The sequence below is a fragment of the Nostoc sp. DedSLP03 genome, assembly GCF_034530815.1.
Taxonomy (GTDB): domain Bacteria; phylum Cyanobacteriota; class Cyanobacteriia; order Cyanobacteriales; family Nostocaceae; genus Nostoc.
The window spans coordinates 39,936-61,064 of sequence record NZ_JAVRCK010000052.1 but is presented as its reverse complement, the minus strand read 5'-3'; the positions used below and the strand labels follow the sequence as shown (position 1 = coordinate 61,064).

At 39.4% G+C, this 21,129-nt stretch carries 6 protein-coding genes; all 6 read right to left on the bottom strand.

Translation table 11 applies throughout. The features are described from left to right. Nucleotides 1-464 (bottom strand): condensation domain-containing protein (locus RM368_RS23170; protein WP_322696219.1); only part of this gene is annotated, 464 nt, incomplete at its 3' end. A 45-nt stretch (nt 465-509) separates the two neighbouring features. Next, nucleotides 510-5,114, bottom strand: coding sequence for a polyketide synthase (locus RM368_RS23165; RefSeq protein ID WP_322696218.1), 4,605 nt, complete (start codon nt 5,112-5,114; stop codon nt 510-512). A 39-nt stretch (nt 5,115-5,153) separates the two neighbouring features. Then, nucleotides 5,154-9,812: a type I polyketide synthase gene (locus RM368_RS23160; RefSeq protein WP_322696217.1), complete on the bottom strand. Its 4,659-nt coding sequence runs from the start codon at nt 9,810-9,812 to the stop codon at nt 5,154-5,156. Between the two features lie 184 nt (nt 9,813-9,996). Beyond that, nucleotides 9,997-11,670: a pyridoxal-dependent aspartate 1-decarboxylase PanP gene (gene panP, locus RM368_RS23155; RefSeq protein ID WP_322696216.1), complete on the bottom strand. Its 1,674-nt coding sequence runs from the start codon at nt 11,668-11,670 to the stop codon at nt 9,997-9,999. A 33-nt stretch (nt 11,671-11,703) separates the two neighbouring features. Then, nucleotides 11,704-15,000 carry an amino acid adenylation domain-containing protein gene (locus RM368_RS23150; protein ID WP_322696215.1) on the bottom strand — a complete coding sequence of 1,099 codons (3,297 nt, stop codon included), beginning with the start codon at nt 14,998-15,000 and terminating at the stop codon, nt 11,704-11,706. Between the two features lie 17 nt (nt 15,001-15,017). Next, nucleotides 15,018-21,119: an SDR family NAD(P)-dependent oxidoreductase gene (locus RM368_RS23145; RefSeq protein ID WP_322696214.1), complete on the bottom strand. Its 6,102-nt coding sequence runs from the start codon at nt 21,117-21,119 to the stop codon at nt 15,018-15,020. Between the last annotated feature and the right edge of the window lie 10 nt (nt 21,120-21,129).

The following is a 21,129-nucleotide window of genomic DNA, read 5'->3' as shown; positions in this document are numbered from 1 at the left end:
AAAGTTGCTCTGACTAAAAGTCCTTTAGCTAAATTAAAAGGTTTTTTTGCTGACTGTGCTGCAAGTTGTTTGACTTCTGATTCCCAATCTTTACCAGATAAATGCTCAAGATTAATCATGGGTAAATCCCAAGTTAATTCTCGTACAATATTCTGCACCGGCTCTCCATTGACAAGCGTGAAATTTGTCCGCCAAACTTCGTGACGCTTGAGGATTTCATTCAGACTTTGCTCAATAACTGTGATATTAAGTCGTCCTTTGATATGAAAAGCGATAGGAATATTATAGAAAGCACTTCCGTGGTAAAGCTGGTCAATAAACCACAGCCTTTGTTGGGAAAAAGATAAGGGAATATTCTGAGATGTTTGACCTTTAGGAATAGCATCAGATTTAATTTTTCCTCCCTTCCATTTTTCTAAAAGGGCTTTTTTCGCAGGTGATAAATTAGAGTATTGTTTATCCATTGTTAATAATTATTTACAAATTACGTTAGCGTCGCCCATTAAGAATTACGAATTATTTAAAAGAACTGCTACTTCTTCTTCAGATAGTTCTTCTATTTTGGCTAACATCATTTCCTCAATCATTTCTGCTTGTTTAGCTGGGATCATTACTTCCAGCAACAGATCACGCAGTGCTAAGTCTACAGGAAATTTTGCTCGCAATCGAGAAATTAATTGAGTTGCAATGAGGGAGTCTCCTCCTAACTCATAAAAATTATCATAAATACCAACTTCTGCAATTCCAAATACCTCTTGCCATATTTCCGTAATTTGTTTTTCCAACTCATTCCTTGGAACAACGTAGGCATTACTAAGGTTAGGTCTTGAATAGCACTCTAGTTGATGGAAATCTTTGCTGTCTACTTGCGAGTCTGGCTGAAATATATAGTTATTTCGAGTGTTTATATCTATTGTAGAAATAACAATCTGAGTTCCTTTTTCTAAAGAGAATATTCGTTTAAATACTTCTACTGTTTCTATTGGAGTAATTGCTAATTGCGCTTCTTGTCCTTGCCAAGCTATTTTTTGTTCCTGATTTGGATTCAGTTGGAATTTGTCCCAATTTATCAGATACCAGGGCAAATAGTTATTATGGTTTTGTCGCTTAGTAAAGGTATCGACGAAATGATTAGCTGCTGAATATAAACCTAACCCCAGTCCTCCTAAAGTTGAAAATAAGGAAGAAAATATGATACAGAAATCTAACTTTTTATTCTGTAATATTCGTTCTAATATAGTAATTCTATCACTTTGGAAGTCGAATATTTTTTTTGATTCTATTTCGCTAATTTCTGGAATTGAACAAAATAGATGTTCGCGTTTGATTCCAGTTGAATAAATAACACCGTTAATCTGACCAAGATTCTCAAAGGAAAAGCTTTGATGAATTTGTTCATCATTAGTTGTGTCTAGACGGATGACTAAAACTTTTCCACATAATTTCTCTAATGCTAGCAATTTCTGAATTTTGCAACTCACTTCATCTTGTTGAGTGTGAGTTTCCAGCCATTGCGAAAAATTATCGTTTTCTGGGAAATCTGAATCCTCGATAAATATAAGTTTTGCTTGTAAAGTTTTTGCTAAATATTCTGCAATCACAACTTCAAGACTTTCTAACCCACCAGGAAATAGGTAAACACCTTGTTTTTTGAATGATATTTTTTCTTCAACTACTGGCTCTAAGCGAATTGGCTCAAATGTTTGTACCCAACGATAGCAATCGCGATAAGCAACCACTAAATCTGAAGATATTGCCGTTAACTCATTTGAGAGTTGGTCAACAATAATACTGTTATAATCGCCTTCTTGTCGGTTCGTTAAAGCAACATCAATACATCGACAGGTAATATTAGGATATTCTTGAGGAATTACTTTACATAAACCTAAGATTACTGCTTTGTCTGGGTCTAGTTGTTCATTACCATTAACGTCTTGGAGGTTATTTGATATTACCCAAAAATGTAAGTTATTGCTAATTTTTAACTTACCAAAACTCTGTGTTAAAAACAGCAGACTGTTAAACTCTAAATATTTTTCATCTTGACCATTTTCAAGTTTGTTCAGGCTCCATAAATAAGAAATGTTTGTGGGGATTTTACCCAATAAACCCAATAACATTAATTCTTTAAACAAAGCCTCATAGTCTTCGCATCTATATGGATTAATTGTATAAACTTTATCATTTAATTTATTAAACTGCTCTCCTTTCTTAACCGTAATAACATTTTTGCCTTTATTTATCAACGCCTTAATTAATTTTTCACCCACTCCAAAATCATCAATAAAAAAGAGCCATTCTTCTTGTGTGGATGCTATTTGATAAGACAATGAATTAAGCAGCAAAGAGCGTTTCCATGAAGGTACATAAAACCAATCTGCAATATCTTGTTTATTATCTGAAGTTGCTGGCTTGTTGTTTAAAGAAGGTGATGGTGATTTAGCATCAATCCAGTATCTTTGTCGCTCAAAAGGATAGGTAGGTAAAGGCAGACGATAACGTTGCTCGTGAGTATAAAATCCTGACCAGTCAATCTCTACACCAAAAAGCCACAAACGACCTAATGTCTGCAACAAAAAGTTAACATCAGATTGTTGTTCTTTCACATGGCGTAATGAAGTCAGCACTTGTTGTTTAGTATTTTTATCTAAATGCTGTGTTGTCAAAGTACTTAAAGTTCGTCCTGGCCCTACCTCCAGAAAAACACCTTCAAATTGCTCTAACAGTTGAGATATCCCATCAGAAAATCTTACAGTTTGGCGTAAATGTTGACTCCAGTAGTTGGGATTTGTCGCTTGTGCATCTGTAATCCAGCTACCAGTTACGTTAGAAATAAAACGAATGCGTGGCGGATGTAGTTTGACTTTTTTTACAGCCTCGGTAAATGTTGACAAGATGGGTTCCATCATCGCAGAATGAAACGCATGAGATGTATGTAACAGCCGACATTCAACTTCTTTAGAGGATAATTGATTTTCTAGAGCAGCGATCGCCTCACAGCTACCAGAAACCACACAGGAAGATGGGGTATTAATGACTGCAATTTCTAGAGAAGCATCATTAGCCAAGAGCAAGAGCGATCGCACATCTTTTTCTGGAAGTGCAATTGCTAGCATACTCCCTGGAGATAACTGTTGCATCAGTTGTCCCCTTTTTGCCACAATTGCTAAGGCATCTTCTAAGGAAAATACACCTGCTAAGGTTGCTACGACATATTCCCCGACGCTGTGACCAATCATTGCTTTTGGATGTATTCCCCAAGACATTAATAACTGAGCTAAGGCATACTCTGTAACAAATAATGCGGTTTGAGTGAAGGCTGTTTGTTGTAGTTGCTTTGAAGCAGCCTTAGTATCTTTTTCGCTAGGATAAAGTAGGGAGCGAATATCAAGACCGAGATGAGGTTGCAAAATCAGAGCGCAAGTATCTACATATTTTTTAAACGTTGGCTCAATTTTGTATAGTTCCCTTCCCATGTTTGCATATTGTGACCCTTGCCCCGAAAACATGAAAACAACTGGCTGTTCTCTATGCTCTTGGTATATATCAAAAATCCTTTCCTGTACCTGTGTTTCTAATACATTTATAGCATCTTGAACACTCTCGCACACCAATATTCGGCGATAGTTAAAAGCTCTACGACCTACTTGTAGAGTATAAGCGACATTACCTAAATTTATATCTGGTTGTTGTTTGAAATACGTAGCTAAATTTTCAGTCGCAGTGTCTAAGGCTATGCTAGTTTTGGCTGATAATAATATCAATTGCCAAGGTCTAGATTCATCAAAATATTTAATATCAGGGGCTTCTTCCAGAATCACATGGGCATTAGTTCCACCAAAACCTAAAGAACTAACTCCTACTCTTCGGTGAGTATTATTAGTTTTCCAATCAGTAAGTTTAGTATTAACGTAAAAGGGACTATTTGCAAAATCAATCTCAGAATTGGAAACTTCAAAATTGATACTAGGAGGTATTTTTTTATGTTTCAATGCTAGGACAGTTTTGATCAGACTTGCTACACCAGATGCTGTATCTAGATGTCCAATATTTGGTTTTACTGAACCTATAGCACAGAAGCTATTTCTTTGCGTAAAAGCACGAAAAGCCTTAGTGAGCGCAGCAATTTCTACTGGATCTCCAGCAGATGTCCCAGTTCCATGAGTTTCAATATAGGAAATATCATCAGCATCTATTCCAGCATTTGCCAAAGCCTCTACAATAACTTCAGCTTGACCATTTACACTAGGTGCTGCATAGCTAACTTTTAAAGAGCCATCATTGTTGATTGCTGAACCTTTAATAACTGCATGAATGTAATCTTTATCTGCTATTGCATCTGTTAATCTTTTTAAAACAACTATTCCAAGACCACTGCCGAAAATAGTCCCTTGTGCTTTAGCATCAAAGGCTCTACAATGACCATCAGGAGACAAAATTCCGTCCTCTTCATAGAAGTAACCTGATTTTTGTGGAACTATAATCGTAATACCACCTGCTAAAGCAATATCACACTCTTCATCAAGTAAACTTTTGCAGGCTAAATGTACAGCAACTAATGAAGTAGAGCAGTAAGTTTGGATACCAACACTTGGGCCTTTTAAATTTAATTTATACGAGATATTTGTGGTAAGAAAATCTTTATTAAAAGTATATTTATTGGGAACATCTATTAAATTAACGTTTGTATATATATTGTTAAAAAAGTAAGTATTTGTACTGATACCAGCATAAACCCCAATCAAACCTTCATAGGTTTCTGGGTCATATCCAGCATTTTCAAGGGCTGACCAGGCAGATTCCATGAACAGGCGATGTTGGGGGTCCATGAATTCAGCTTCTCTAGGACTGCAACCAAAGAACCTAGCATCAAAATACTCAATGTCCTCTAATATAGATGCTGCTTTAACATAATTTTGGTCGTTTAAAACTTCCTCTTCAAGATTTAAATCTACTAAATCATGATTAGAGAAAAATGAAATAGACTCAACTCCATTTTGGAGATTATGCCAAAAATCATCTATATTCTTTGCACCAGGGAAACGACCAGACATACCCACTATTGCTATATCTAGACTTGCTGTTTGTTCTTGTATTGTATTAGTACTAATCATTTTCCTAACTAAATAAATTACTTAAACTAACTTCGTCTTTTAGTTACTTTGCATTTTTACCTGCCTTCTTCTTTGTCCTCGGCTTAGTCTTTGTTCAAGAGTATTTTCTTGAGGTTCTTCATGAGTAAAAATATTTGCCATAGAGCCGATATTTGGACATTCATAAAGTTTGGCAACCAAAATATTTGAATCAAATACCTTATTTAAGGTTGCAATAAGTTGAATGCCTATAAGGGAATCACCACCCAGCTCAAAAAAGTTATCGTAAATGCCTATCCTGTCAATTCTAAGGATTTGTTGCCAAATTTCAACTAGCTTTTGCTCAATTTCATTTCGAGGAGCAATATAATTATTACTTAATTCAGGTCGAGGATATTTGGAATCAGATAAATTGACAGGTTCTAAAAATTCTAGAGTTTGTATTTGTTTAGAAGAATTATAATGTTTGAGTTTATCTAAGAAGTCAGAGGTAGATATTACAACTTGAGGTATTGTATTTCCCAAAGTACGTAGAAAAACATCTACGCCTTCATTAGGTAATATGCCTTGTTTAAGCTCTTCTATTCTTAATTCTTGGAGATGTTGAGGAACTCCTGTGTTTACAGCCATTCCAACTTCTTGCCAAGCATCCCAGTTGATACTAGTAGTAAATGTGCCATGTTTTGAGGTATTACGGTGAGCAAAGGCATCAAGAAAAGCATTTGCTCCACAATAGTCTACTTGTCCAAAATCTCCTAAAATTGAGTTGATTGATGATACTAGAATAAAAAAATCTAGCTGAATATCTTTGATAATTGAATCAATAACTAGTGTTCCCTTGACTTTTGGAGCTAGAATACTTTCTGCTTCTGCTTGAGTTTTTCGCTGAATTACACCGCCTCCAGGAACTCCAGCTGCATGGATAACACCATTGAGTTCACCAAATTGCTTTTGAGCTTGAGCAATGACATTTTGCATTTGTTCAATGTTGTTCACATCAGCACTCATTACTAAAACTTCTGCACCTAAATTTTCTAATTCCTGAACTTTGAGAATTTTATGGCTAGTGCTATCAGTCTCATCATAAGTAGCTAGCCATTGTTCCCATTGGTCTTTTTTTGGCAAAGCAGAACGTCCTATCAACAATAGTTTTGCTTGTACAGTTCGAGCCAAGTATTCTGCTAAAACCAGACCAATACCTCCGAGTCCACCTGTAATTAAATAGACTCCTTTTTCTCTGAGTCGAGGCTTTTCGATTTTAGCTTTCTCAAAGCGCACAGGCTCAAAACTCTGTACCCAACGATTCAAACCTCGATAAGCAATTAGTTTTTCAGAATCAGGAACTGTCAGTTCTGCTAATAATTGTTCTACAAGTTTTTCTTCTTGCCAACTGCCGTGTTCTGGAAGTATAACATCAATACTACGACAGTTTATATTGGAATATTCTTGAGATATAACTTTGATTGGCCCAAGTAAAGTGGCTTTCTCCGGACAAAGTATTTCATTTCCGGTTACTGATTGGAGATCATTAGAAATAACTGTGATTTGTACTTTATCAGTAATTTCTTCTCTTCCTAAAGCTTGGGCAAGAAACAAGAGGCTATAAAATCCTTGATTTTGAGCTTGATCGACTTTTTCAATTTCTAATTCTTTGTCAGTACTAGGTGTAACACTCCATAAATTTATAATCGTTTTGGGCAACTTATTTTGTTTAAAAACTGCCTTGATTAGAACATCATAATCATGATTTTTTTCGGGATTGATAATATATTGAGACTTACCTAGTTTAGTAAAGGCTTCACCAACTTTTACAGTAATTACATCTTGTTTTTGTGCTTCTAATTGTTTGACCAATTTATCACCCAAACCACACTCATCGATAAATACCAAAGTGCAGGATTTATCAGATACTAATTCTTGATGTTTAAGTTGTGCTGGAGATAAAGTAGGCTTCCAAAAAGGAATATAGAACCAATCAGCTATATCAGGCTTTTTACCCAGTGACACAGAAGTAGGATAGCTATCCTGTTGTTGTTTTTTGGGTTCAATCCAATAACGTTGGCGCTCAAAAGGATAAGTAGGTAAAGGCAGACGATAACGCCGCTCATAAGTGTAGAATCCAGACCAATCAATCTCAACACTAAAAAGCCACAACCGACCTAAAGCCTGTAATAAATAAGCAACATCAGACTGTTGTTCTTTAACATGGCGTAAACAATTCAACACCAAATGTTTGGCATCAGATTGTAAATGCTGTGTTGTCAGTGTGCTTAATGTTCGCCCAGGGCCAACCTCCAAGAAAACACCCTCAAACTGTTGCAAAAGTTGTGATATACCATCAGAAAATCGCACAGTTTGCCGCAAATGTTCACCCCAATAATTAGGATTAGTGGCCTCATCGTCAGTAATCCAACTCCCAGTTACATTGGAAATAAAGCGAATATGCGGTACATTCAGTTTCACCTTGCTCACAGCCAAGACAAACTCTGGGATAATCGGTTGCATCATCTCACTATGAAAAGCATGAGATGTATGCAACACCCGACATTCAATCCCTTGGTAAAGAAGTTGATTTTGCAGTGCAGCGATCGCCTCACAACTACCAGAAACCACACAAGCAGAGGGGCTATTAATCGCTGCAATTTGCACAGATGCATCATTAGCTAACAGCGATCGCACATTTTCTGCTGGCAGTGGAATTGCTAACATACTGCCTGTGGGCAACAGTTGCATCAGGCGTCCCCTAGTTGCAACCACAGTTAAAGCATCTTCTAAGGAGAAAACACCAGCAATGGTGGCAGCTACATATTCCCCAATACTGTGACCAATCATTGCCTCTGGATGCACTCCCCATTCCATCCACAATTGGGCAAGGGCATACTCGACAACAAACAATGCTGGTTGGGTAATTACAGTTTGTTGCAGTTGTTGAGTAGCTGTTTCTTGGTCTTGTTCTTTGGGGAAGAGTATCTGGCGGATGTCAAGATTCAGGTGGGGTTGGAGAATCTGAGCACAAGTATCTATATGTTGACGAAATGTCGGTTCAACTTCGTACAGTTCTCGTGCCATGTTCACATATTGCGCCCCTTGTCCAGAAAACATGAACACAACTGGACAGTGTTTGGGTTTGTGGTATTGAGTTGAAACGCGTTGCGGGTTTTGGCTACTTAATACTTCTATCGCATCGTTGTAGTCACGGCACACTACTAGGCGACGATGCTCAAATGCTTGACGACCTACTTGTAAAGTGTGTGTGACATCCGCTAGGCTGATTTTTGGATGTTCCTGGAGGTGCGTTAGTAGATTAGCTGTGGCTGTTTCTAGGGCTGTGCTGGTTTTGGCTGATAGCAGTAATAATTGCCAGGGGCGAGATGTACTGGAGTTTTCAACTACTGGGGCTTGTTCTAAGATGACATGGGCATTTGTACCGCCAATTCCAAAGGAACTGACTCCAGCGCGGCGTGGTGTGCCGTTGGTTTGCCACGGTAATAATTTAGTGTTGACGTAGAAGGGGCTGTTGGAGAAGTCTATTTCTGGGTTGGGTTGTTCAAAGTGTAAGCTGGGTGGTATTTGCTGATTTTTCAGGGCTAGGACTGTTTTGATTAATCCTGCCACTCCTGCTGCTGTGTTTAAATGTCCGATGTTGGTTTTTACTGATGCGATCGCACAAAATCGCTTTTCTTTGGTACTAGTACGAAAAGCCTGTGTCAAAGCCTTGATTTCAATGGGATCTCCTAACACAGTTCCAGTACCATGAGTTTCTACATAGGCGATCGTCTCAGGTTCTACTCCAGCTAAGGCAAGCGCTTCTAAAATGACTTCCCTTTGACCGTCCACACTGGGCGCTGTATATCCCACCTTTAAGGAACCATCATTATTAACAGCCGAACCTTTGATTACTGCATAAATCAAATCACCATCAGCAATGGCATCCTCTAATCTTTTCAAAACTACTACACCCACACCATTACCGCCATTAGTTCCTTTAGCTTTGGCATCAAAAGCTCGGCAGTGTCCATCAGGAGAATGAATTCCCCCTTGTTGATATTGATAACCAGATTTTTGCAACATTTCTATGGAAACGCCACCAGCCAATGCCATATCACTTTCACCGTTGAGCAAACTTTGGCAAGCTAAATGAACAGCAACTAATGATGTTGAACAAGCAGTCTGAACATTGATGCTTGGCCCCTTCAGGTTTAACTTATAAGAAACTTGGGTGGGCAGAAAATCTTTGTCGTTTCCAATTAAAAGTTGAAAGCTGTCTGCTGATTCCATCAATTCCCGGTTGGGATATAAGTTAGAAAGTAAATAATGATTTGCAGCGACACCAGCGAAAAGACTAATTTGACCATTATAGGTTTGGGAGTTATAGCCAGCATTTTCTAAAGATTCCCAAACACACTCTAAGAAATGACGGTGTTGTGGGTCTGTAATTTCGGCTTCTCTAGGAGAAAAGCCAAAAAATGAAGCATCAAATAACTCTACATCTTCCAGTACACCACCTGCTTTGACGTAACTGGCTTGGTCTAGCAATGCTGGATCTATTCCAGCCGATATTAGTTCTTCATCTGTAAAGAAAGAAATAGATTCTACACCATCTCGGATATTTTGCCAAAAACTGTTAACATCTTTGGCTCCTGGAAAACGACCTGCCATACCAATGACAGCTATTTCTTCTTGAATATTTAAGTTGTCAATATTATTTAATATATTCATAAATAAAACCTTTTAATTTATTCAAAAAGTTATCTTTTTTTAATTAAAATACATATATAGCATGTATTGTAATCTTTTTCTGTTAGTTAGTATTTACGTAATTTACTATTTGTTCTTTAGTAGACAAATAAAAATTATCATCTTTTAACGTAAGCACTTAAGAACAGTTAATCTTATCCAAACACTATGTCAATTTTTCATGAGATTCACTAAAATTTGACATTGACATTTTTGCAGCAATTTGGATTTGCTCATTTAAAACTTCATCAATATCTTTTTCTTTAGTTAACGGGTTGGCAATTACTGCACGTAGGGCAATAATAGGAATTTCTTCACCAAGGTTGGTAGTTGATTTGGTAGTCCGTGAAATAAAAGTATGACCAGTTTCGCGCTGGGTTTTCTGCAAGGATTCATTAAAATTATTGATTAGTTGATTGTCGGCTTTGGTCAACTGCTTGTTGGCAACCAACTTTCTTAATGGCTCTGGAATATAGCGATATAGAAGCAGATTAGTATCGGGTTGTGCTAACAACTCAAACTCAGGCATACTACAAATACGATTTGCCATATATTGAGTTTTCCTAATTCCTTCATCAATCAAAAATTCATATCCTTTAAGACCCAGCAAATTTAGCCCAGCATGTAAAAATAAAGCCATACCAGGTCGAGATCCTTCTAAAGCACGTTTACCTAAATCAAATGACCCTTTACGCATGGTATAACTAGCTTGCTTTTCGATTGCTGTGGCTATATAAGGATCGCGCAGAAAGAGCATACCAATGCCCATTGGTAGGTATAGTTGTTTATGCCCGTCAATAGTTACTGAATCAGCCCTTTCAATGCCAGCAAGTTTATGGCGATGTTGTTCAGAAAAAATGAGTGGCCCGCCCCAAGCAGCATCTACATGAAAATGAACATTAGCTTCTTGTGCAATCTCGGCAATCTCAAAAAGCGAGTCTACTCCTCCTGAGTCTGTAGTCCCAGCAACGCCCACAATCGCAATAATCAAAAGGTTTTGGGCGCGACACTCTTTAACAGTTTCATTCAGCGCTTGTATATTAACTCGATTGTTATTGTGAGTGGGGATTCTAATTAAACTCTGCGTACCAATATTCATCAAATCGGCAGCTTTATCAAACGAGAAATGCATCAACTCAGAGCCAATAATCACTGCTCCTTTGTAGCCGTAAAAATCTAAAGCTGCGGTTAAACCTTCTTTTTCTACACCAAGAAATTCATCTTTCGCTCCCAAAGAAGCATTTCGGGCGCACCAAAGCGCTGTGATATTTGCCACTGTCCCACCAGAAACCAGAATTCCTAGTGTACTCAAGTTATTTTGAATATGCTGAGTGTAGAAATTATCAGAAAAGTTGTAGATTTGTCGATGCAACATCGCCAAAGCTTCCCTTTCACAGAAACTTAGGGATTTAGCAGTTTCTATTTTGACAGCATTTTGGTTCATTGCCGTCATCAATTTTGCCAGAGGGCGCACGAAAGAAGGAAGCGCCGAGGTCATATGACCGATAAATCGTGGTGAGGATGTATGGATTGAATGAGCAACAACATTGTTGCTTAAGCTTTTGAGATAGGTTTCAACATTAACAGGCTCAGGAGGGATTTGACTATCCGAAAAGCTTTCTAATAAATAATTTAAATCAACGCGTGTATTGGCATCAGATGTGCTTAAAAAATCTTGAGATAAGCTATTAATTAGTTTATCTATTTCTTCCTCAATAGATATCGCTTGATTCGATGAAGCAAATAGTTGCATCACTTTCCCTTCAAGATCATCATCTAATATTTGCTTATTTTCAAGAAAGTAATTTTGGCTGGAAATTTCTTGTTTACTTAATGTCATCTTGCATCCTTGAATATTTTTTTTAGTTCATTATTATGATGAAACACCCTTCTGCTTTGTGGCTGCTCGATGTTCTTTCCTAGCTTGTTTGCGTTGCTGTACTGAAGCGGTTATGCTTTCAGGGCGATGAGAATGTTGTGTAAAAGATGGTTGTTCGCTTGACTCTCGAATCAGATATTTAGCTAAGTGACTGATGGTAGGATACTGAAACATTTCAATCATAGAAAAGTCTCGCTGAAATGTTTTTTGCAATTTGCTATGAACTTGAACCAAGAGCAACGAATGACCACCCAGTTCAAAGAAGTTATCATGAATTCCTATATTTTCAACTTGAAGCACTTCTTGCCAAATATGAGCAATAGTTTTTTCTACCTCAGTTTGGGGTGGCTGATAAACTACTTGCAATTGGGGACGTGCGGTATCAGGTGCAGGTAAAGCTTTGCGATCAACCTTGCCATTAGGTGTCAGTGGCAGTGTTTCTAGGAATACAAAAGCCGATGGTACCATATAGTTTGGTAACTTCGACTCTAAAAAGCCTCGCAGTTCAGTAATCGTTGGTGTTTGCTCTGTGTGCGTGACTATATAAGCTACTAAACTTTGAGCATCTGCGATCGCAACTACAGTTTCGCGCACTGCTGGGTGTTGACTAATAAATGCTTCAATATCTCCAAGTTCAACGCGGAAACCACGAATCTTTACCTGATAATCAATACGTCCCAGGTATTCAATCTCTCCATTGGCTAAATAGCGTCCCAAATCGCCTGTTTTGTATAAACGCGCTGCTGAGTTATTACTAAATGGGTTCGGGATAAATTTTTCATTGGTAAGTTCCAGACGGTTTAAATAGCCTCGTGCCAGTCCTTCGCCACCTATATGCAATTCGCCTGCTATGCCTACAGGAACTAACTGGCTGTATTGATCTAAGATGTAAATTTGCGTGTTAGCAATTGGATGACTAATGGCTACGACTTTGCTATCAGTTTCTATCAAATATCCTGCTGACCAAACAGTGGTTTCGGTGGGGCCATACATGTGCCATAGTGAGTTACACCGTTGTCGTAATTGATTGGCTAGTTGTGCGGGTAAGGCTTCTCCACCACAGAGGATTTTTAATTGATCGTTACCATCCCAGCCTGATGCTAGAAGTAACTGCCAAGTCGCTGGTGTGGCTTGCATGACTGTAGCTTTTGAATCAGCCAATATTGCTGACAACTGCGTTCCGTCCGAGGCTACTTTCCGACTGACAACTACTAAGCGACCACCTACTATGATTGGCAGGAAAAGCTCTAATATTGCCATATCAAAAGAATAGGTAGTAATTCCTAGTATGGTATCTTTTTCGGTAAATCCTGGAGTTTGCTTCATCGCCAACAAAAAGTTGCTCAAAGCTCTGTGGGGAATTTGTACGCCTTTTGGTTGACCTGTGGAACCAGAAGTATAAATGATGTAGGCCAGGTTTTCAGTAGTTAGCTGACAAAACAAATTTTCTTTACTTTGTTGTGCGATCGCTGTTCGCGCAGCGTCTCCAAAAGAAGCTGTGATGTTGACATTCGCCTGCCAATCAGTATCTAAGCAAATGACTTGAGCTTTGTGTTGGAGTATTGCTGACAAGAGCGAAGCTTGAGTCAGCAATAATGGCACTTGAGCATTTTCTAGGATAAAAGCTAATCGTTCTTTGGGATATGCTGGATCTAGAGGTACATAAGTACCACCAGCTTTGAGGATGGCTAATAATCCGATGAGCATAGAGAGCGATCGCTCTACACAAATCCCCACCAATACTTCTGGTTTGACTCCCATTAAACGCAAATAATGCGCCAATTGGTTAGCTCTTGCGTTCAATTCTTGATAAGTTAACTGCTCCGATTCAAACACCACTGCTACTGCATCAGGTGTGCGTTCTACTTGCGCTTCAAATAACTGATGAATACACAGAAGTTGAGCATACTCAACTTCTGTATCATTCCACTCTAACAGCAATTGATTTTTTTCTTGTGCAGTCAGTAATGACAATTCTCGAAGTTGCTGTTCGGGATTAGCAACCATACTTTCTAATAAAGTCTTTAAATGTCCTAATACCCTATTAATCGTTGCACTATCAAAACGACGGGTATCATACCCAATCGACAGTAATAAATCTGAACCTGGATATACCTGTAGAGTCAGAGGAGAATTCGTCTTTTCAAATATCCGAGCTTCACCTATTTCCAAGCTTTCAGCTAGCTTTTCTTTAGTGTCATCTACTAAATAGTTATTAAAAGATAAAAGACTCTCAAATAGTGGCAACCCACGAGGGATTTGACTCCATTGTTGAATCTGTATCAGTGGACTATACTCGTACTGACGCATTTCTACTTCTTGAATTTGAAGCTTTTTCAACCAAGATATAAGGAAAGCATTACTATCTACTTGTACTCGTAGTGGCAATGTGTTGGCGAAAAGTCCCATCATGGACTCTGCTTCTGCCAGTTCAATAGGTCGGCCTGAAGATGTGGCTCCAAAAACTATATTTGACTCACCACTATAGCGGCTTAAAAGTATAGCCCAAGCTCCTTTGACTAGGATGTTTAAAGTCAGGTGATACTTTCGGGTCAGGGAATTCAAGGCATCTGTCGTTGTTACCGAGAGTAAGGTTTGTTGACAGTCATGATCTTCGTTTTCGCTAAACAAAGTATTGGCAGCTTTGTCTATCATTAGTGGTGTCGGTACTGTAAATCCTCTAAGCGTCTTGCGCCAGTAAATTTCAGCCTTTGATATATCTTGTTGCTGTAGCCAAGAAATGTATTCTCTAAAAGGACGAGGGTATTCTAAATGTAAATCCTGACCTTTGCAAAAGGCATTATAGAATTCATAGAATTCTTTCCATAGCCATGTTAAAGACCACCCTTCCATCAATATATGGTGATAGCTGAAGACAAATTGATAAGCGTTATCAGCTACCTGAATTAATGCCAAATGCATCAGTGGAACCTGAGAAAGTGTAAAGCCTCGTTTGCGATCTGCTGCTAAAAAAACTTCTAACTGCTTTTCTTGTTCCGGCAAAGAAAGTTCGCGCCAGTCTTGAAAATCCCAAGGCAAATCTACTTGTCGATACACCACTTGATATGGCTTATCAAGATTTTCCCAGTAGAAAGAGGTACGCAAAATCGGATGCCGATCTAAAACTCGCTGCCATGCTTTGTGGAAAGCTGGAACATCAACTTGAGTTTGTAAGGCATAGCAAAACTGCTCAAAATACATCCCCGAATTAGGTGTAACCAGCGTGTGAAAAAGCATACCCTGCTGTAAGGGTGAAAGTTCGTATATATCTTCAATATTATTTTGGTTCATGGAAAATTCCTCCTATATCACTGACCAATCTGAGCCAGCAAGTTACTCAAATTTTCTTGATTGATGTTTGCTGCCGAAAAGTCTGAAGGGGTATACTCTACTGTTTCTAGGGAGCGAGAATGGGTGATGAGAGACTTAAGCGCTTCTACAAAACTATGAGATAGTTTCTCTATAGTCTCGTGTCGATGCACATTCGTGCTATAGCTAAATTCCAGTCTCAATTGACTTTCTTTATTAACCCATGCGGTCATGCCTAGCAAATGAGAACTAGTTCCTTTTGGACTGTACGCTGATCCAGTGGATTGTTCAGTCAGTCTGAGCATAGAAGATTGATCAAAGCTTTTACTAAATTGACCAAGGTAGAGAAAAAACACTTCTGCTTGAGGAAGCGATCGCATTTTCTCTGTAAGTGTTGTATCCTCGCTCAGGTAGCGTAGCGCTCCATGATCAATGGTTCTACTAGAAATGCATCGAAACTGCTCTTTTACGGCTTTCAATGCCTCCCCTGGATTCTCAGCCCCCTCTAAATCCAAAAGCACAGGATAAAGAGTAGTGAGCCAACCCACTGTCCGTGATATATCCACATTATCTATAGTAGTATTTGCGTCCCGCGCATCTTCTTCGGTATTAAAAAGTAGCGATTTTATGCCTGTCCATTCTGTAAAAGCTTGTACAAGAGCAGTAAGTAGAACTTCTTGTGTATTAGTTCGATAGACTGCTAGAACCTCTTGAAGTAATGCCTGAGTTTCTATTTCGCTTAACGCTACTGAGACACTTTGAACTGATGCTACCGTGTTAATGCCTCCAGGATAATCTATCGGTAAGGGGGAAACCTGCTGATAACGTTCGCTGAGACAGGAATTTAGGCTTTTGTGCAGCTCTGCTGATTGAGCGTATTCCTTTAGTCGCTCAGACCACTGTTTGAAAGAGGTTGTTTTCTGGGGCAGTTGAATTGCTTTTCTAAGTCTAACCTGGTGATAAGCAGTCTCAAGATCCTCTAGTAAGATTCGCCAAGAGCCGAAATCCACTGCCAAGTGGTGGATGATGATTAGCAAGCGGCTTGATTTATTGACACCCAAATCAAAAAGCACACCCCGCACAATTGGTCCCTCTGATAGGTTCAAACTAGCTTGTAGTTCCGTGGCGGTTGCTTCCATCAAAGATTTTTGAATATCAGGTGAAAACGCTGATAAATCTTTATGTGTAAGATTCACCTGTTTTTCCAAGTCAGTGTTCACCTGCTGCCAGCCAGACTCAGAGGGGATAAACCGCAGGCGAAGTGCATCGTGGTGTGTGAATAAATACTGCCATGCTTGTTCAAACAAAGCCGGATCGAGAACTTGCATTACCTCTACAAAGAATGCCATGTTCCAGTGGTGTGGTTCTGATAAATTCTGTTCAAAGAACCAGTGCTGAATAGGCGTCAGAGGCAGCGAACCAGTTACTAAACCCTGCTCAGCTTGGACAACTCGCTTTGTACTTACCACCTCTGCCAGTTCGGCGATTGTCTGATGCTCAAACAATTGCTGAGGGGCAAGCCGATAACCTGCTTTCGCAGTTCTGGCGCTAACTTGAATGCCAAGGACGGAATCTCCCCCTAACTCAAAAAAGTTATCGTGAATACCTACTTGCTCAATTCCCAGGAGTTCTTGCCAGATATTGGCAATGGTTTGCTCTAGATCATTTGTAGGAGCAACATAGTCATTATCTAAATTAGGTCTTAAATAAAGTGAAGCAGAACTGGCTTTTTCTGCAAGTTGATTACCTGGACTAAATTCAAGTTTAATCCATCTTTTGATACTAACTTGTAAGTCTACTGTTGATGTGATTACCTGACTAAATTTTCTCACAGATAAGGCACGTTTAAAAACCTCTAATCCTTCTTGCCTTGTCATCATTGAATCGGCATCTTTGGCTAAGGTTACTGATTCCGAGGATTCTTGAGTAATCCAATTGCCATAATTGATACTCTGCCAAGGGATAAGGCTTGTTTGGTTATGTTTATGTACAAAAGCATCAGTAAATAGATGCACTGCTGGATAGGCAGCCATGCCCATTACCCCCAAAACAGATGCTAATGAGGATATGATGACGCAGAAGTCAAGCTGTTTTTCTTGTAAGATATTTTCTAATACAAATAATCCATAGCTTGTTGTTCTGAATTGACTTTCACACTCAGTTTTACTGATCTGTTGAACAGTGCTAAATAACTTTATGCCTGCTGCATGGATTACACCATGAATCTGACCAAAGCGGTTTGATGCTTGAGTCATTACTGCTTGCATTTGTTCGAGATTAGCAACATCAGCGCGGCAAATTAGAACTTCAGTACCTAATCTTTCTAATGCTTTTACTTTCTGAATTTTGCAACTTATCTCATCGTTTTCATCATGATTCGCTAGCCATTGCGACCACTCTTGTTTTGCAGGAAAACTGGAACGCCCTGTAATAATTAACTTGGCGTGTGCTGTTTGGGCGAGATATTCTGCCAGCACCAAGCCAATATCTCCCAAACCACCAATAATTAAGTACACTCCTTCATCTCTGATGGGAATTGTTTCTTGATTTGGCTCCTCAATTTGTATTGGTTCAAAAGTTTGTACCCATCGATGTTTGCCACGATAGGCAATCATATTCTCAGATGTTGTTTGAGTTAGTTCTGCTACAAGTTTGTCTATGAGTTGATTTTTTTCGGGTGTTCTTGATTCAGGAATAACAACATCAACATTACGACAGGTGATATGGGGATACTCTTGGGGAATGACTTTACAAATTCCCATGATAGTTGCCTTTTCTGGACACAACTTTTCATCGCCGTTTACCTCTTGCACATTGTTGGTAACAACCAGAATTTGCAAATCATCGGTAACTTCTTGTCTTCCTAACGCCTGCGCTAGGAAAAGTAGACTATAAAAACCATTATTTTGACATTCTTCAAAGAACTGATGGGATGATTCTGGTTGTGTGTTGGGGATGAGACTCCAAAAATGAGCGATATGCCATCCGACACGCTCCGCGATCGCATTTGGTTTAAAATCCCATAGTTCCTTCAGCAAAGCATCATAGTCACTACTAGCTTGCGGATTAATTGCGTAGGAGCGTTGGCGCAGCCTGTCCGTAGGACATTCGCCTAGTTGTGTAAACTGCTCTCCAACAGTCACACTAATCACATTATGCCCTGCTAATTCCAACTGTTTGACAACTTGTAAACCTACTCCAGCAGTATCAATAAAGACTAAATAATTTAATTTTTGTGCTGATTTCGCTACTATATGTGCAGAACGTTTCCAGCAAGGAATGTAAAACCAGTCAGCAATATCCGGTTTTTTCTGTAATGGTTGTGGCGATGGCATTGCCAAATTCGCTTCAGGATTAGCATCAACCCAGTAACGCTGACGTTCAAAAGGATACGTCGGTAAGGGGATGCGATTCCTGTAAAAAGCTGGAACATAAAAACCAGACCAATCTACTTTTACCCCCGCCAACCAAAGGCGTCCCAATGTATTCATTAAAAAGGCGACATCTGACTGTTGCTCATAGAAATGGCGTAGGGAAGGGAGCATCACTGATTTGGCTCTGTCATCACTTTCTAGACATTGCAGGGCAAAACTGCTCAATGCCTGACCGGGGCCAACTTCCAATAAAATCGGATGATCTTTTTTCCACAACTCTTGCACCCCCGAAGCAAAGCGTACTGCTTGGCACAAATGCTTCACCCAATAATTGGGATCTGTTGCTTGTTCAGCTGTAATCCAAGTACCTGTGACGTTGGATAAATAGGGGATTTTTGGGGGTTTAAGAGTGAATGTTTGCACTAAATCGTGAAAAGTCGGTGCGATCGCTTCCATCATCACAGAATGAAAAGCATGAGAACTCTGTAAACGCTTTCCAACTAAACCCTGTGTACTCAATTGTCGTTCCAATTCTTCTATAGCATCTGTGGAACCTGCAATCACACACAAGGATGACCCGTTAATTGCAGACATAGAAAGTTGATCGTTCAACAGAGGTTGTATTTCATTCTCCGAAAGAGCGATCGCCAACATTGCCCCTGACGGCAACTCTTGAATCATTTGCGCTCTTTTAGCTACCAGGGTTAAAGCATCTTCCAAAGATAAAACTTCCGCCAGACACGCTGCTACATATTCACCGATGCTGTAGCCAATCATTGCCGAAGGACGAATTCCCCAAGATATCCACAACTGAGCTAAAGCGTATTCAATGACGAAAATAGCTGGTTGGGTGAGAAAAGTTTGATTCAGCTTTTGAGTTGCGACATCTGCCTGTTCCGTTCCCCGACCTAACATTTTTCGCAAATCTAGCCCAGCAGAGAGAGTGCTTGATTTATTTCCATTCCCAGTGTTTCTACTGGGATACAGGACATCTCGCAAATCTAGACCAAGATGGGGTTTGAGGAATTCGCAACATTGGTCAACACAGGCGCAAAATGTTGGCTCAGTTTGGTAAAGTTCAAGAGCCATATCAACGTAATGAGTTCCTAGTCCAGAAAACATGAAGGCAACAGAGCGTTCCTGAGTTTTCTGAGTAGTGGTGATAACTCGCTTAGAATCTTGAAGTGCGTTGACAGCATCTTCAAGATCCCGACAGACAACAGCACGCCGATAGTCGAAAGTTCTGCGCCCAACCTGCAATGTGTAAGCTGCATCAGGGAGGTTTAAATCGGGATGTTCTTGCAAGTAATTAACTAGATTTGTTGTAGCCGTTTCCAGTGCTGAACTGGTTTTGGCAGATAACATCAATAATTGCCAAGGGCGAGAGGAGCTGGAAGTTTTCACCATTGGGGCTTCTTCGAGAATCACATGGGCATTGGTTCCTCCTAGCCCAAAGGAACTAACTCCCGCACGTCGGGGAGTGCCATTAGTTTGCCATTCAGTAAGTGTGGTATTGACGTAGAAAGGACTATTGGCAAAGTCAATTTCGGGATTAGGCGCAGTAAAGTGTAAGCTGGGAGGTATTTGTTTGTGTTTGAGTGCCAGTACGGTTTTGATTAATCCCGTCACACCAGCAGCAGTGTCCAAATGCCCAATATTGGTTTTCACCGAACCAATAGCGCAGAATCCTTTATTTTGGGTACTAGCGCGAAAAGCTTGCGTCAGGGCAGCAATTTCAATGGGATCTCCTAAGGCTGTTCCTGTACCGTGAGTTTCAACATAAGTGATGGTTTCCGGTTCTACTTCGGCTACTATTTGGGCTGTTCTAATTACTTTTGCTTGGGTATCGATACGGGGTGCTGTGTAGCTGACTTTGAATGAACCATCGTTATTGCTCGCTGATCCTTTGATTACAGCATGAATGCGATCGCGATCTTTCAAAGCATCTTTTAATCGCTTCAAAACCACAATACCCACACCCTCACCGCCCACAGAACCCTGTGCTGTAGCATCAAATGCACGGCAATGTCCATCGGGAGACGATATTCCCCCTTCTGTATACATATATCCCTGTTTTCTTGTGGCACTGATAGCAACGCCACCAGCTAAAGCGATATCACATTCACCATTGAGTAAGCTCTGGCAAGCCAAGTGGACAGCAACTAATGAAGTTGAGCAAGCAGTTTGCACAGCATAACTAGGCCCTTCTAAATTAAGTTTGTAAGAGACGCGCGTGGTTAGGAAATCTTTATTACCTGCGATTAAGAGTTGCTGAGGATCAATAGAGTTGATAATATTTTGATTTAGATAAATATTTAGTAAATAGGTGTTTAAACTAGATCCAGCATAAACACCAATAGTACCTTTATAAGTTTGTGAATCATATCCAGCACTTTCCAGAGCTGACCAAGCACACTCTAGAAAAATTCTGTGTTGTGGATCGGTAATTTCTGCTTCTCTGGGATTAAAGCCAAAGAATGAAGCATCAAATAATTCTGCATCTTCTAATGCAGCGTGTGCTTTCACATAGTTAGGGTCATTTAATATCGATGAACTGATACCTGACGATAATAATTCTTCATCACTGAAAAAAGAAATTGATTCTCTACCATTTTGGAGATTATCCCAGAATTCATCAATATTTTTGGCTCCAGGAAATCGCCCTGTTAAACCGATAATCGCTATTTCTGAGCCATTTATGTAATTTGATACTGTTGAATTATTCATAATTATACTT

What these genes read in the sequence shown, in the direction of transcription:
- RM368_RS23165 (WP_322696218.1), bottom strand. Translation starts at nt 5,114, where the DNA reads ATGATTAGTACTAATACAATACAAGAACAAACAGCAAGTCTAGATATA.
- RM368_RS23160 (WP_322696217.1), bottom strand. Translation starts at nt 9,812, where the DNA reads ATGAATATATTAAATAATATTGACAACTTAAATATTCAAGAAGAAATA.
- panP (WP_322696216.1), bottom strand. Translation starts at nt 11,670, where the DNA reads ATGACATTAAGTAAACAAGAAATTTCCAGCCAAAATTACTTTCTTGAA.
- RM368_RS23150 (WP_322696215.1), bottom strand. Translation starts at nt 15,000, where the DNA reads ATGAACCAAAATAATATTGAAGATATATACGAACTTTCACCCTTACAG.
- RM368_RS23145 (WP_322696214.1), bottom strand. Translation starts at nt 21,119, where the DNA reads ATGAATAATTCAACAGTATCAAATTACATAAATGGCTCAGAAATAGCG.